Source organism: Arthrobacter sp. Z1-15 (assembly GCF_054792395.1).
This window is the reverse complement of record NZ_CP096454.1, coordinates 3,792,164-3,806,159: the sequence shown is the minus strand read 5'-3', so window position 1 is coordinate 3,806,159 and position 13,996 is coordinate 3,792,164. Positions and strand designations below refer to the sequence as shown.

The 13,996-nt window shown below is 65.4% G+C and carries 17 protein-coding genes; 10 read left to right on the top strand and 7 right to left on the bottom strand.

Going from position 1 to position 13,996, the window contains the following annotated elements; all coding sequences use genetic code 11:
* Positions 1-41 precede the first annotated feature (41 nt).
* The 5 genes from M1D40_RS17730 to M1D40_RS17710 all read left to right on the top strand — a co-directional run bounded on the left by M1D40_RS17730 (position 42) and on the right by M1D40_RS17710 (position 4,057).
* On the top strand, positions 42-1,544 hold the full coding sequence (locus M1D40_RS17730) for a SulP family inorganic anion transporter (RefSeq protein ID WP_461169701.1): 1,503 nt from the start codon (positions 42-44) through the stop codon (positions 1,542-1,544).
* Between the two features lie 19 nt (positions 1,545-1,563).
* Positions 1,564-2,085 carry a methylated-DNA--[protein]-cysteine S-methyltransferase gene (locus tag M1D40_RS17725; protein ID WP_341394470.1) on the top strand — a complete coding sequence of 174 codons (522 nt, stop codon included), beginning with the start codon at positions 1,564-1,566 and terminating at the stop codon, positions 2,083-2,085.
* A gap of 138 nt (positions 2,086-2,223) precedes the next feature.
* Positions 2,224-2,736, top strand: a complete 513-nt coding sequence (locus tag M1D40_RS17720) for an RNA polymerase sigma factor (RefSeq protein WP_341394469.1) — start codon at positions 2,224-2,226, stop codon at positions 2,734-2,736.
* Positions 2,733-3,374: a methylated-DNA--[protein]-cysteine S-methyltransferase gene (locus tag M1D40_RS17715; RefSeq protein ID WP_461169700.1), complete on the top strand. Its 642-nt coding sequence runs from the start codon at positions 2,733-2,735 to the stop codon at positions 3,372-3,374. The genes M1D40_RS17720 and M1D40_RS17715 overlap by 4 nt, the downstream gene beginning before the upstream one ends.
* Positions 3,371-4,057: an alpha-ketoglutarate-dependent dioxygenase AlkB family protein gene (locus tag M1D40_RS17710; RefSeq protein WP_341394467.1), complete on the top strand. Its 687-nt coding sequence runs from the start codon at positions 3,371-3,373 to the stop codon at positions 4,055-4,057. The genes M1D40_RS17715 and M1D40_RS17710 overlap by 4 nt, the downstream gene beginning before the upstream one ends.
* Positions 4,058-4,064: 7 nt before the next feature.
* On the opposite strand, the gene M1D40_RS17705 is transcribed toward M1D40_RS17710, so the two are convergent.
* Positions 4,065-4,448 carry a DUF1304 domain-containing protein gene (locus M1D40_RS17705; protein ID WP_341394466.1) on the bottom strand — a complete coding sequence of 128 codons (384 nt, stop codon included), beginning with the start codon at positions 4,446-4,448 and terminating at the stop codon, positions 4,065-4,067.
* A 189-nt stretch (positions 4,449-4,637) separates the two neighbouring features.
* Between M1D40_RS17705 and pstS the strand changes: the two genes are divergently transcribed.
* From pstS to M1D40_RS17690, 3 genes are all read left to right on the top strand, one after another.
* The gene (gene pstS / locus M1D40_RS17700) at positions 4,638-5,753 is read left to right on the top strand and encodes a phosphate ABC transporter substrate-binding protein PstS (RefSeq protein WP_461169699.1); all 1,116 of its coding nucleotides are present in this window, start codon (positions 4,638-4,640) and stop codon (positions 5,751-5,753) included.
* An 89-nt stretch (positions 5,754-5,842) separates the two neighbouring features.
* Positions 5,843-6,043: a hypothetical protein gene (locus M1D40_RS17695; RefSeq protein ID WP_341394464.1), complete on the top strand. Its 201-nt coding sequence runs from the start codon at positions 5,843-5,845 to the stop codon at positions 6,041-6,043.
* A 30-nt stretch (positions 6,044-6,073) separates the two neighbouring features.
* Positions 6,074-7,342 carry an AI-2E family transporter gene (locus tag M1D40_RS17690; protein WP_461169698.1) on the top strand — a complete coding sequence of 423 codons (1,269 nt, stop codon included), beginning with the start codon at positions 6,074-6,076 and terminating at the stop codon, positions 7,340-7,342.
* Between the two features lie 186 nt (positions 7,343-7,528).
* On the opposite strand, the gene M1D40_RS17685 is transcribed toward M1D40_RS17690, so the two are convergent.
* Together M1D40_RS17685 and M1D40_RS17680 are read right to left on the bottom strand one after the other, a co-directional pair.
* Entirely contained in the window at positions 7,529-8,260 is a 732-nt protein-coding gene (locus M1D40_RS17685) for a GAF and ANTAR domain-containing protein (RefSeq protein ID WP_461169697.1), read from the bottom strand.
* A 152-nt stretch (positions 8,261-8,412) separates the two neighbouring features.
* Positions 8,413-9,366, bottom strand: coding sequence for a lantibiotic dehydratase C-terminal domain-containing protein (locus M1D40_RS17680; RefSeq protein WP_461169696.1), 954 nt, complete (start codon positions 9,364-9,366; stop codon positions 8,413-8,415).
* Positions 9,367-9,951: 585 nt separating this feature from the next.
* Here M1D40_RS17680 and M1D40_RS17675 point away from each other — a divergent pair.
* On the top strand, positions 9,952-10,452 hold the full coding sequence (locus M1D40_RS17675) for a hypothetical protein (RefSeq protein WP_461169695.1): 501 nt from the start codon (positions 9,952-9,954) through the stop codon (positions 10,450-10,452).
* Positions 10,453-10,588: 136 nt separating this feature from the next.
* Here M1D40_RS17675 and M1D40_RS17670 read toward each other — a convergent pair whose 3' ends face one another.
* Positions 10,589-11,869, bottom strand: a complete 1,281-nt coding sequence (locus M1D40_RS17670) for a multidrug effflux MFS transporter (protein ID WP_461169694.1) — start codon at positions 11,867-11,869, stop codon at positions 10,589-10,591.
* Between the two features lie 83 nt (positions 11,870-11,952).
* Here M1D40_RS17670 and M1D40_RS17665 point away from each other — a divergent pair, with 83 nt between their 5' ends.
* Positions 11,953-12,417, top strand: a complete 465-nt coding sequence (locus M1D40_RS17665; protein WP_341394458.1) for a MarR family winged helix-turn-helix transcriptional regulator — start codon at positions 11,953-11,955, stop codon at positions 12,415-12,417.
* On the opposite strand, the gene M1D40_RS17660 is transcribed toward M1D40_RS17665, so the two are convergent.
* From M1D40_RS17660 to M1D40_RS17650, 3 genes are all read right to left on the bottom strand, one after another.
* Positions 12,383-12,904, bottom strand: coding sequence for a PGPGW domain-containing protein (locus M1D40_RS17660; RefSeq protein WP_461169693.1), 522 nt, complete (start codon positions 12,902-12,904; stop codon positions 12,383-12,385). The two genes, M1D40_RS17665 and M1D40_RS17660, sit on opposite strands and share 35 nt — an antisense overlap.
* A 70-nt stretch (positions 12,905-12,974) precedes the next feature.
* Entirely contained in the window at positions 12,975-13,628 is a 654-nt protein-coding gene (locus tag M1D40_RS17655; protein ID WP_341394456.1) for a hypothetical protein, read from the bottom strand.
* 133 nt (positions 13,629-13,761) lie between these two features.
* Complete coding sequence (locus M1D40_RS17650; protein ID WP_461169692.1) at positions 13,762-13,968, bottom strand: hypothetical protein; 207 nt, start codon at positions 13,966-13,968, stop codon at positions 13,762-13,764.
* Positions 13,969-13,996 lie beyond the last annotated feature (28 nt).

The window sequence follows — 13,996 nt, the reverse complement described above, 5'->3', positions numbered from 1 at the left end:
GCGGTACGGACCCACCATCGAAAAATCTTAAGGAAACCTCCATGCCTTCTTCCCCGGCACCTGTCCTGACCCCTGCCGCCCGGCAGTCAGTGCTGGGCACCCTGAAGTCTCCGCGCCGCCTCAAGACGGAGGCGCTGGCCGGTCTGGTTGTAGCCCTTGCCCTGATTCCGGAAGCCATCGCGTTTTCCGTCATCGCCGGCGTGGACCCGCGGGTGGGGCTGTTCGCCTCCTTCACGATGGCCGTCACCATTGCGTTCGTGGGCGGACGCCCCGCCATGATCTCCGCGGCTACGGGCGCCGTCGCGCTCGTCATCGCCCCGGTGGTGGCCGAATACGGCGCGCAGTACCTGGTCCCCACCGTGATCCTTGCAGGCATCTTCCAGATCCTGCTGGCCGTGGCCGGGGTGGCAAAGCTGATGCGCTTCATCCCCCGCTCGGTCATGGTCGGCTTCGTCAATGCGCTGGCCATCCTGGTGTTCTCCTCCCAGGTTCCCGAACTGCTGGGCGTGCCCTGGCTGGTGTACCCGATCACCGCCGTCGGGCTGTTCATTGTCTTCGGCCTGCCCAGGCTGACGACGGCGGTGCCCGCCCCGCTGGTGGCGATCGTCGTCCTGACCGCCGCGGCAGTGCTCATGGGCTGGAATGTGCCGACGGTGGGGGACAAGGGCGAGCTGCCCCAGTCCCTGCCGTCCCTGCTGTTTCCGGACGTTCCGCTGACGCTGGAGACCCTTCGGATTATCGCGCCGTATGCGGTGGCCATGGCCTTTGTGGGCCTGCTGGAATCACTGCTGACCGCCAAGCTCGTGGATGACATCACGGACACCCGGTCCTCCAAGGTGCGCGAGTCCTGGGGCCAGGGCGTGGCGAACATCGTCACCGGTTTCTTCGGCGGCATGGGCGGCTGCGCCGTCGTCGGGCAGACCATGATGAATGTGAAGGCCTCCGGTGCCCGGACCCGGATCTCCACCTTCCTGGCCGGCGTTTTCCTGCTGCTGCTCGTGGTCGTCCTCGGGGATGTGGTGGCGCTGATTCCGATGGCGGCGCTGGTCGCTGTGATGATCTACGTTTCCATCGCGACGTTCGACTGGCACAGCATCCGCCCGTCCACGCTGAAGCGCATGCCCAAGTCCGAAACCTCGGTCATGGTGATCACCGTGGCCGTGGTGGTGATGACGCACAACCTGGCAATCGGCGTCGCAGTGGGCGTGCTGGCGGCGATGGTGCTCTTCGCCCGCCGGGTGGCGCACTTTGTCACCGTCCGGCGCACAGTGGACGACGACGGCGCCGCGGTCACCTACGCGGTGGAGGGCGAGCTGTTTTTTGCCTCCTCCAATGACCTGTACACGCAGTTCGACTACGCGCTGGATCCGGAGCAGGTACTGATCGACATGAGCGGATCCCATGTCTGGGATGCCTCCACCGTGGCGGCCCTGGATTCCATTACCGAGAAATACCGGACCCACGGCAAGACGGTTCGGATCACCGGACTGAACGACTCCTCCGACGCGATCCGCTCCCGCCTCAGCGGACAGCTCGGGGGCTGAACGGGTTACGCTCGGGACCATGACCGCCGCGCACACCGTAATTGCCTCGCCGATCGGCCTCCTGACACTGGTGGCCGACGGCGGGGAGCTCACCGCGGTCTACATGGAAAAGCACAAACGCGCTCCGGCGGTGGAGCTGCTCGGCGCCCGGGTGGAGCCCGGCGGCGGCAGCGTCACCGCCGCCGTCCTTGCCCGGGCCCAGGTCCAGCTGGGCGAGTACTTTGCCGGGGAGCGCCGGGAGTTCGATGTGCCCCTCGCGCCGGCGGGCAATCCCTTCCGGCAGCGGGTCTGGGCGCTCCTGCAGGAGATCCCATACGGACAAACGCGTTCCTACGGCGACCTGGCGCGGCAGCTGGGGGACCGGAACCTCGCGCAGGCGGTGGGGGCGGCCAACGCCAGGAACCCGGTCTCGATTATCATTCCCTGCCACCGGGTGGTGGGAGCAGCGGGCGCGCTCACCGGATACGCCGGCGGACTGGACCGCAAGCACTTCCTGCTGGGGCTGGAGGATCCGCGCCGGGCCCAGGCCGCCCTGTTCTGAGGGCAGACTGCCCGGGGCATCCGCCGGCGGGGAAGACTCCGGCCCGGGGCCGGGCAGCCGGCCCCTTCGGGTGAGAGCATGGGAGCGAAAGCCGGGAGCTCACAAAACCGCTCCCGGAAACGTCTACCGGGTGTGGAAGTGAAACCGTTCGAAGCCATTGTCAGGGAACACGGGCCGGCCGTGCTGCGGGTGTGCCGCGCCGTGCTGGGGCCGCAGGACGCGGAAGACGCCTGGTCCGAGACTTTCCTGGCGGCCCTGCGCGCCTACCCCGGCCTGGCCCCGGATGCCAACGTCCAGGCCTGGCTGGTCACCATCGCCAAGCGCAAGGCGATCGACCTGCACCGTGCGGCCGCGCGCCGGCCGGTTCCGGTCGCAGAGCTGCCGGCACGGGGGGAGAGGGGCGGACCGGACCGCGCGGCGCACCGTGACGGCCGGGAAGCCAGCGGCAGCATCGATGAGAACGACCCGCTCTGGGCGGCGCTGAAAACGCTGCCGCAGCGCCAGCGCGAAGCCTTGGCGTACCACCATCTGGGCGGACTGCCCTATGCACAGGTGGCTGTGCTCCTCGGCGGCACCGAGGCAGCCTGCCGCCGGTCGGCGGCGGACGGCATGAAAAAACTGCGAGCCCTGAACCTGGAGGATTCCCGATGACCCTGCCTCTGGAACGAACCCTGCCGCCGGAACGAACCCTTCCGCCGGACCTGCTGCTGCCGCCCGCGCCGGCCGACGGCGATACGCTGCTGCGGCTGCAGGCCCGGCTGGCCGCTGCTGCGGCCGGGGCCGGAATCCTGGACGTGGCCTACACCGTGATCGGCACGCCGGTGGGCGAGCTGCTCCTGGCCGCCACCCCGGCCGGCTTGGTCCGGGTGGCCTTTGCCTGCGAGGACCACAGCGCGGTGCTCGCTACGCTTGCCGCGCGTATCAGCCCGCGGATCCTGAACGCCCCCGGGCGGCTGCAGGACGCCGCCGCCCAGATCGGGGAATACTTTTCCGGCACCCGCCGCTCCTTCGACCTTCCGCTGGACCTGCAGCTGACCGCCGGCTTCCGCCGGTCCGTCGTCGAGCATCTGCCGGATATCGGGTACGGCTCCACCGCCACCTACTCCGCGCTCGCCTCCCTGGCGGGGAGCCCGGGAGCGGTCCGGGCAGTGGGGACGGCCTGTGCGCTGAACCCGCTGCCCGTCGTCGTGCCCTGCCACCGAGTAGTGCGTTCGGATGGAACCACGGGGAACTACCGCGGGGGATCCGACGCCAAACGCCTGCTCCTGGATCTGGAGGCCGCCGCATGACCGGGACGCTTTTTCCGCCGAACCGGACGGAGCCCGGACCCGGGGCAGTGCACGTTCCCGGGTGGCTTGACCCGGCGGCGCAGCGCGAAATCGTGGCCGCCTGCCGGCAGTGGGCCGTCGGTCCGGTCCCGATGCGGGCGGCGGTTCTGCCGGGCGGACATCCAATGTCCGTGCAGACAGTGTGCCTGGGCTGGCACTGGCAGCCCTACAAATACACGCGCACCGCGGACGACGCCGGTGGCGGGAGGGTTGCCGACGTCCCGGACTGGCTGATCCGGCTGGGCCGGCGCGCCGTGGCCGAGGCATATGCCAAGGAGGGCGAGCCGGGCTATGCGCCGGACCTTTGGCAACCCGAGGACTACACCCCCGACACCGCGCTGATCAACTACTACGCGCACGGTGCCCGCATGGGAATGCATCAGGACAAGGATGAGAAGTCCAGCGCCCCCGTAGTGTCGCTGAGTATTGGCGACAGCTGCATATTCCGTTTTGGGAATACTTCAACCCGGACCCGTCCCTACACCGATATTGAGCTCAATTCCGGTGATCTGTTCGTTTTCGGCGGCCCGTCCCGGTTCGCTTACCACGGCGTGCCCAAGACCTTGCCCGGCACCGCCGATCCGGAGTGCGGACTGGCCGGCGGCAGGATCAACATCACGCTGCGGATGACCGGAATGGCCTAGCAATGCGTTAAGCGCCGAGCAGGGTAAACGCGAGGCAGACTGCGGGCGCAACGCCCTGGATCAGCGCCGGACGGATCATGCTGCGGTTGCTGGCAACCAGGACCAGTGCCGCCAGCACCATTGAGGCTGACGCGAAACTCATCAGGGTAAGCCCCGCCACTCTGCTGCCGGCACCGAGCAGGACAACTCCCAGCAGAATGCCGACAGCCAGGAACAGGTTGTAGAACCCCTGGTTGTAGGCCAGTGCCTGCGTAGCCGCAGCATCCTGCGGGGAGGCAACCCGGAACACGGCCATGGTGGACGGAGCGGTCCACCGCAGGGACTCCAAGACGAAGATATACAGGTGGATGCCCGCAGCAACGACGGCGAAAACGGCGGCAGTGATGAGCACAATTACTCCTTATGCACCGGGTGGGGCCCATCCTTTCACCTCGGGTGCACCCGGCCAAGGCCGGGCGGAGCTTTGAGTTGGCGGAGGACCGGGAACGGCGGCTAGCCTTGAAGGGGCAACCGGTGTTCTCCGGAGCCCGCGGGCAGCCCGAAGTGCCCACCAGCCACAGTCCCCGGAAGGACCGCCTCCGTGCCCAAACCCCGTCCCGTCCGTGCCCTTGCACTGGTTGCCGCCGCCGCCCTGGCATTGTCTGCCTGCGGCTCCGATTATCCGCTGGGGGCTGAGCAGCGCGAGGCTGCGGAGAACAGCACCTCCACCCTGTCCGGCATTCTCTCCGGTTCCGGTTCCAGCGCCCAGGGTCCGGCGATGGACGCCTGGATCGCGGGATTCGGGATTCTGCATCCGAACGTCCAGCTGCAGTACTCGCCGGACGGTTCCGGTGCCGGGCGCAGCGCCCTGCTGGCCGGGGCGGTCAACTTCGCCGGCTCTGACGCCTATCTCCAGGACGAAGAAATCGCGGAAGCCAAGGAAGTGTGCGGTCCGGGCGGGGCCCTGGATATACCTGCCTACATCTCGCCCATCGCCGTCGCCTTCAATCTGCCGGGCATCGATTCCCTGAACCTGGACGCAGCAACCATTGCCGCGATTTTCCGCGGCGAGGTCAAGACCTGGAATGATCCGGCCATCGCCAACCAGAATCCCGGAATCGAGCTCCCGGACACGCCGGTCACGCCGGTGAGCCGCGCCGATGATTCCGGCACCACCGAGAATTTCACGGAGTACCTGCATGAAGCGGCTCCGGAGGCTTGGCCGGACGGTCCGTCGGGAACCTGGCCCGGCGGCCTGGCGGGTGAAAATGCGCAGGGCAACTCCGGCGTCGTCAGCACCGTGACCCGCACCGAAGGCGCCGTGACCTATGCCGACGATTCGGTCATCGATGACTCCATGGGCACCGTCAACCTCCTGGTGGGCGAGGAGTACGTTCCGATTAGTGCGGACGGGGCCTCGATCGCCGTCGAGCAGGCGAAACGCGTTCCGGACCGCGCGCCCAATGACATTGCCCTCCATCTGGACCGAACCACCACGGTCCCCGGAGCCTACCCGCTGGTCCTGGTTTCCTACCAGATTTTCTGCAGCGCCTACGAGGATCCGAGCACCGTTGAACTGGTAAAGACCTTCGGAAATTATGTGGTCAGCGACGAGGGCCAGGCCGCCTCGGAGGACGCCGCCAAGAGCGCCCCGATCCCGGCAACCCTGGCGGAGCAGGCCCGCACGGCGATCGACAGCATCACCACCATGCCCTAGGGGTCTGCTGCCGCCGGTACTCCGTAGCCCCCTTGCGCCGTCCGGACAGCGGTGGCACCGTGGATCTACCGCAGATTAAAGGGGGCGTTATGCAACCCATCCAGATTGAGCGCTGGTGGCCGTATCTCGACGGATCGGCCAAGACGTGGCTACGGGAGAATCTCCGGGACGAAGGGATTCCGGGAAAAATACAGGACCGGATAGCCGAGGCCGGCGGGCCTGTGATGGAACCCATCCTCGAGGAGCGGGACTGGGTGTTCATCGAAGGGCAGCCGCAGTTCGCTGAATAGTTACCTGCCCCGGTGAGGCAAGATGGAACGGTGAACACGACCGATTCCATATCCTCACCGGCAGCGGCCGGCTCCACCGACCGTTCCTCCGCGGAGGCAGGTACGTCCGGAAGGGCGGCAGGCCTCAAGCCGCGCGGAACCTTTGCCCGGGGACTGGTTGCATCGTCCGTGTGGGTAGCCCGCGGACTGATTGTCCTGGCCGGCCTGGTGGTGCTCTGGTTCACCATCCGCTCGCTGTGGTCGGTTGCGCTTCCGGGGCTGCTGGCACTCCTCCTTTCATCCATCCTCTGGCCCGTCAACCGGGTGCTCCGCAAGGTGCTTCCCAAGGCGCTGGCCGCCCTTCTGTCGCTGCTGGGGCTGCTGGCCGCCATTGCCGCTGTGACCGTGCTGGTGCTGCCCTCCATCTCGTCAGGTTCGAAGGAACTCGCGCGGATGGCCGGGCGGAATCTGGAAGATCTGACGGATTTTGTCGCCGGCCTGCCCTTCGCCGTCCAAACCGTCGATTTCAATGAACTGCTCGACGCCGGCGTTGCCCAGATCCGCGAGCACAGCAGCGATATTGTCTCGGGAATTACCGCAGGGCTGGGAACTGTCACCTCAATCACCGTGGTATTCCTGCTGACCCTGGTGTTCACGTTCTTCTGCCTGAAGGACGGGGACAAATTCCTGCCCTGGGCCAGCCGCTGGACCAACAACCGGGCGTTTGTCCACGCGGTCCGGGTGTCCGAGGAGGCATGGCAGACCCTGTCGGCCTATATCCTGGCTCAAGCCACCGTGGCACTGGCCGACGCCGTGTTCATTGGGCTGGCACTGCTGCTGCTGGATGTTCCGCTCGCGCTGGCACTGATGGTCCTGATCTTCTTCGCCAGCTTCATCCCCATCGTCGGGGCGGTGGCAACCGGAATCCTGGCAACACTCGTGACCCTGGTCTCCCACGGGTGGGTAACCGCGCTCGTCGTGCTGGGCATCGTCCTGGTGGTTCAGCAGTTGGAGTCAAACATCCTGCAGCCCTTCCTCGTGGGCAAGACACTGAAACTCCACCCCGCCGTCGTCCTCGGGTCCGTTACGGTGGGCAGCACCCTTTTCGGAATCGTGGGGGCCTTCCTGGCGGTTCCGGCAACCGCCGTCACCATTGTGGTGCTGCGGTACCTGCGGGATCAGTCGCTGACCTCGGCCAACGCCGCTGTTTCCGGAAAAGAACCGGAAGCGGACAACGGATTCGCGCCGCCGTCCGGGGAGGACCGGGAGCTGCCGCAGCCGGTCCCGGCAGCGGTCCCGGCACCGGATTCTGCGTCCTAGCGAAACCCGCCGGCACCCCGGGTTGCCGGTAAAAGATGTTGCAGCAGCGACGGCCGGATCAACAAAGCGGGGCGCCTCCGGTGGTCTCACTTCCGGAAGCGCCCCTCGCGTTGCCCTATTAGTATTACCAATCCACCTGAAAGGACGCTGAAGGCCGGGCCGGCAGCGGATCGGGCGGCACCCGGCTTACTCGATGAAGTGAGTTTTGACCTTGGCGGCGGTGACCGACTCCACCACACGTTCAGCCAGGCTGCGGAGCTTCAAATTCTGGTTGCTGGAGGCGCGGCGGAGTATGGAAAAGGCCTGCTCCTGGGTGCAGCGGTTCTGGCCGGCGACAATGCCGACCGCGACGTCGATTGCCGTCCGGGACCGCATGGCCGCGCGCAGGTCCTCATTAATTTCCCGGTAGGCGGCAATTTGAACAGCGACCTGCAGGGTGGCAGTGGCCTCGGCGGCGTAATCCTGGACGCGGCGCGTCATTTCGTCGTCGAACACCCCGGTTTCCCGGGCGTACAAATCAAGTGCAGCTCCGCCGTCGTCGCCCACGACAAGGGGGACGGCCAGAATAGAGTAGTAGCCCCGGTCTTGAATTGCATCGAAGTACGCCGGCCAGCGGGGATCGGTCCGCGTGTCAGCCACCAGCGTGGTGTCTCCCGTCAACGCCGTGTGCAGGCAGGGACCCTGACCGAAACCGTATTGGACTTCGTCAAGCTCCTTGGCCGCAGCGCTGCTGCTGGCCACGGTTGCCGCATGTCTTCCGCGTTTGAGGGTGACGCCGCACAGAAGGAGGGCCGCATCGCTGAACAGCCCGGCCGCGTGTTGGGCGAAGGCCTCCAGGAACTGCTCCATGCTTTCAGTCTCAAGGATGAGCTGCTGAAGCTCTGAAGCCACTGAGGTTCCGCTGAGGATTGCCGCCATTAACCGAGTGTAGGCGTGATTGACGCGGTTAAACGGGTTTCCCGGCGGGCAATGTCATCACCGCCCGCCGAAGCCATGGGACATGCACCCGCGTGCAGTTTTCCTGCACAGGTTCCGCACCCGCGCCGGGTGTGGAACCTGTGCAGGAAGCCCTACGGCGCCATCTTCAGGAAGTCAGCTTCCCGTTCCTTGCTCCAGGATCGCGCGTACAGCCCCAAACCGGCCTCGCCCCGGACGGAAATGCCCAAACGATTCAGCATCAGGCGGCTTTGGTAAACCGTGAGCTGTTGGGCGCTGCGGCTGGCCCGGACTTTGTCTGCCCGGTACAAATACGTGTCGATGGCACGGGACCAGCGTTTGCGCCAGTTATCCACAGCCGGTTCCGAGGCGGTGGCGGCCATCAGCCGGTGTGCGGGCAGAATACGTGGCGCCAACTGCGAGGTCAGTGCATTGCGCATGTGCGCCGCTTGCGGGCCGGAAGCCGCGGTGCAGCTGCGGAGATGGCTGTCCCAGTAGTAATCCCACGAGATGGCCCTCCGGTCCGCCCAGACCGGCGACCGCGGTCCGCGCATCATGGCATAGCTGGCATCAAAAAGGAGAAGCGCTGCCAGCGAGGAACGGCTGTTCGCCTTGGGGAACCGGGACGTGGCCCAGGCGGCCAGATCGGAGGACAGCTCGAAGACTTCCTCTGCCAGCGCCAAACCGTCCGCTCCGCCGTATTTCGCCAGATCAGACTCAGCCCTTGCGGAAACCTGACCGTAATCCCAGCGGCTGGGAATGGGCTCTTCGCGGTACTCCGAGGTCTGGAGCTCTCCCAGATTGGGAGCCGACTGGTCCACCAGTGCGCGCATCAGAGATTCCAGGCGGTCCAGGACCCGCGGCGCACCGAGGATGCGGACCTGTATATAGGGATGAGCCGGGTCCATGCAGCGGGTATGGAACCATCGCTGTGCACCCCACGATCGGGCCTGCGCTGCCAGCGGAGTAACGACCTCTCCGATGACAGCATCACAAACATCTTTTTCAGTGGGTTGGATGGTCAGAGACCACCATTCGGCTCCTGGCGTTAGCGGCTTGGTGGGTTGTGCCGCAGCTAACTGGCTCATACGAGGTCCCTCCCGTTGGGGTCAGGCCGGCCGATGACATCCGGCCATGAAGAAGTGAAAACCGAAGTACTGTGCTGCCCTCGCTGCCGCGAACCGCCGGTGGAATCTGCTGCGGCGGAAGCGGGAAGACTGGGTGTTTGGGGGGAATAGTTCATGTATCGGCAGCCTCTGCAGCGTGGGGATCTGGAAGGCTGCCCCCGTGAAGGTGAAGACTGTAGAAGGTGCGGTGTGGATGCTGATTTTCTTCCGACGTCTGGGTGATGCCGTCAGGCTCATATACTTCCAGCAGACACGCCGTGAATACCAGAGGTCCCGGTAAAACCCTTCGGAAACCGAGTTACTAGTTGCACCTGCAGGAATTTCGGGTATTAAGTGGAGAACAGGGGGCGCCCCGGGACACCGTGCGACGGGAGCAAAATAACCCCGGCTGCACTCTGGCGGAACGCACTCCGATGGACATAGAGTCTGATTCGTTGTGGTCGGCGACAATCCCGTTGCGGACCGCGGCAAATGATAGTCCGGGCGGACAGGACCGACCCGGGACCGCACCTGTCCCAATGACCGCGCGCGGTCAGGGAAGGGCACATGATGGAACACCCGTGGCCATGTGACGTCGCGGAGCACCTTCGCGCCTTCCTGGCGGAGGCCTTCCCCGGCGTGCAGTTCCAAGCGGTGCCGATGGTTGCCTACGACATTGCAACCATCGATGTGTCGTGGACGGACGGCCCGTCGCTGCATGAAGTGGATATGCTGGCGCTGGAATTCGTGCTGCGCGTCCATCTGGACGCATGGGGCACCCGGATCCAGCCCAAAATTGACCGCGTTTCCAACCGGAGGACCATGAGTCCGGCCGCCGAAGACATACTGTCCAAGGCGCTGGCCGCCGATATGGCACTGGACTTCCGGGACCTCGATGCGGATCGGGTCTACCCCCTTCCTCCGATCCTCGCATCTTCGCGCTACTGCCCGCGGGCGGGCACAGTTCCCGAGTTCCTGGACCTGCTCTTTGAAGCGACCAGCTTTAGTCTCGGAAGAGCCGTCGGCATACAGCCTGTGCATCCATGCACCTGCGCTTTGTGCGCCTAGCGGCGATGCGTAGAAACGGTTCCGGAGAGGCACCTGAGCCGTGGGTGCCTCTGCTTCCGGATGCGGGGCGTCCGGAAGCAGAAGGCGGTGCGGCCGCGGCTGAGGCGCGGATATTTCCCGGTTGTGCCGGTTGCTGCTAGGCGCGGGAAACCGGCTGTGGGGTCTCTTCACGCAAGCGGCTGTCGTGCTCCGTGCCGACGGGAACGGCCGTGGATTTCCGAGTCAGGGTCAGGTAGGAAATCGCTGCCAGGACCGCAAAGACAACCATGGCTATGCCCATGGGGACGGCAGTGTCCTCTCCGCCCAGGCCGACAATCGGTGCGACGGCGGCCGCCAGCACGTACTGCAGGCACCCCAGGAAGGCGGAACCCGTACCGGCGTGGTGGCCGGCTTCATCGAGGGCCAGTGCCGTGGCGTTGCCGAAGATGAACCCGAGTGAGCCCTGGAACACGGCGAACAGGACCAGCATGGGAACCATCGGGGTGTCGTTGAGGGCGAAAATGAGCAGTCCGGCGGCGGCCAGCACGGCGACAACCAAGCCGATGGCAATCATTCGGCGGTAGGAAACCTTGCCCGCAAGCGCCGCAGCGATAACGCTCACGATGGTGATGCACAGGGCGTTCATCGCAAAAATCAGTGAGAACCGGGTTTCGGATAGTCCCATGATGTTTTGGATGACAAACGGAGATGCGGAGATGTAAGCGAACAGTCCGGCAAAGGCAAAGCAGAAGGTCAGCAGATATCCGGTGTAGTTCCGGTTGCTCAGGACTTCTTTGGCCACGTGCAGCGTCGTCTTGATGCCTCCGTGGTTGCGGTCTTCCGGTGCCATGGTTTCTTTGGCGCCGAAAATGCCCCAGATGAAGAGGACCAGTACAAGCACGGCCAGGATCCAGAACACAGCGCGCCAGCCGGCAGCCGCGATGATTGCGCCGCCGGCCAGCGGTGCGATGACGGGGGCAATGACACAAATGATGGTCAAAACGCCCAGCAGCTTGGCAGCTGCGGCGCCGCGGGCGGTGTCCGAAACAATGGCGCGGGCAAGAACGACGCCGGCGGCGCCGCCGAGCCCCTGGAGGAAGCGCGCCGAGGCGAGCATCTCAACCGTGGGGGCAACTGCACAGAAGGCGCTGGCTGCGGCACAGACAAAGGTGCCGATCAGCAAAGGTTTACGGCGTCCGATGCCGTCTGACAGCGGGCCAATAAACAGCTGACCGAGGCCCAGGCCCACCAGGAAGGTGGTCATGGTGAGCTGAATGCCCGCGGCGGTGGTGTTGAGGTCTCCAGCCATGCCCGGGAACGCGGGCAGGTAGAGGTCAATCGACAGGGGGCCGACGGCGGTCAGCAGGGCCAGGAGGAGGATGAGTTGTCCGCTGGTGCGGCGCACGATGGAAGGGGGAGTGGCGGTGGAATCGGGCATGGGAACTTTCCTAGACGGTTCGGGAGCCGTTCACTATACATATGCGGACATATATATGTCAACATATGCGTTAGGATGAGCCCATGAAGGATGAGAGCGATACCGCGGCCCGACAGCGTGAAGTGGCCGTGCTGCTTCGCGACCTTGCCTGGACCATTCACCGGCGCATCCCCGACGTCACGGGCATCGATCCGCTGGCCTCTACGGAACTGGCGGTGCTGAAGCACATTCTGGAGGCACCCGGACTGACGGTCACTGAACTCTCGCGCCGCATGGCTCTTAAGCAGAGCAACACCAGTGCCGCCGTCCGCGTCCTGACGGAGCGCGGTCTCGTCACGAGGGAAAGCAGTCCCGCCGACCGGCGGATCAGCCGGCTGGTTCCAACCGACGAGGCGCTGGCCCAGGATGAAGCGATCGAAGACGCCTGGGCCGGGCCGATTCGGAGCGGTCTCGCCGGGTTGAGTGACGAAGAAGGCAGGGCACTGGATGCTGCCGCTTCGGCGCTGCAGTCGCTCAATGCCGTCCTGAGGTCCGGCCAGAGCGCCTGATCACACTGAATCGTCTTACCGGGGATCCCTCTCTTTGCGGAACTCGGCTGGCCTTTCCCCTGAATTTGCGGCAGCTGTAAACAATCATGCCCAAGGCAATCAGCCCTGAGATGATCAGTCCGGCTCCGGTACCCCAGCCGCCGGGCAGCCACAGTGCGTCGCTGTAGGGCCACCAGTCCGGCGTCCTGGCCCAGACTCCCCAGACAATTCCGACCGCCATGAGGGAGAGCGCTCCGATCACGCTGGCGCTGATACGCGGCCAGGTCTCCACGCCTTTTTCTGCCGTTTCAAAGGCTTTGGCTCGAACAGGGCGCAGAAAGCGGCTGGCCCACCGGTAGCGAAGCGAGAGCACCGCCAGCCCGGCAACGAGGGCCAGGAGCCCCGGGCCGGGCAGGACAAGAGCTGCCAGTCCGAGGACGATCAGCATCCACCCGGCAACCTCGATGCCGGTCCGCCTCACCCAGGGCGGGAGGGAGCGTGCCTTCACGGGAGCCTGACCGCAGGGAGGGCAGCCGGGGGCCGAGTGCGGTGCAGGTTCGAAGGGGTGCGCATGCCGGTTAGGTGCCGAGCCCGGCCTTATCAACACGCCGGTGGAAGCGCATGCCTGCCAGCCCTCCCAAAATGGCACCGCCGAGTGCCACCAGCGCAGCAATGACGGCGGAGATGATGGCAGCCGCGGTATTGTCCCCGGAAAGCTGCGGATAGGTGTTGAGCTGTGCGTTGATGTTCAGCTGGCTGCCGGCGATGGCACCGATGAGCGCCAGCACGACGGCGATGACAATACCCCAGGCCCACACGGCGACACCCTGCTTGACTCCGTTGAACCGGGCCATTCGTCCTGCTACGTACCCGCCGCAGAAATAGGCGACAAAAAGGATCACCATCAGGATGATGACGCCCGTAATGCCGGCACCTTCCGGATTCGCCGTGGCCTCCCCGGCCACGTCCACGTTATTGGCGATGAGGGCGGCACCAAAGGCGGTGGCAATCGCACTCAGGAGAACCGTGGTTCCCGCGGCGGCGAGCCAGCCAAAAAACGCCGAACCAATCTTCACCCCGCCGAACTGGTCCTTCTCCCGGCCGACAATCTGCTCACGGCTCTCCGTGCCGTCACGTCCGCCGGTGTTGTCAGCCCGTTGTCCGGGCTGCCCTGCGGCCCCCCGGTTTGGCCTGCGGGCCGGCTGGCCGGCTGCTCCTGCGCTGGTGCTCATGGGAGTCTCCTTCGCTTGGGAATTAACCCGCTTCGGTTAATCCCAGAATAAGAAGGCCGGGCCCAAAAGGACAGTGCGCTTAGTAAGTATTCGGCCGGGACTGCTTTCCGGGAAGCGGTTTTCCGCGGGGCTGTTAGGAGGAGGCCTCGGCGTCGGAGGCCGGGCTGTCCTCGTCCACCTTCAGGGCCGGCTGCTCCTCGCGCTCTTCCTCGCGTTTCTCGGACTTGGCTTCCTCGACAAGGCGGGCTGTCACTTCGTCATTGAACTCGTCCCGTGTCCCGGCAAGATTGTTGGTCATTGCATCGGAGCCGGGGTTGACGCTCTGGTCCTGGTCACTCATGTGCTGCTCCTGTCGATGGCGGACGTCG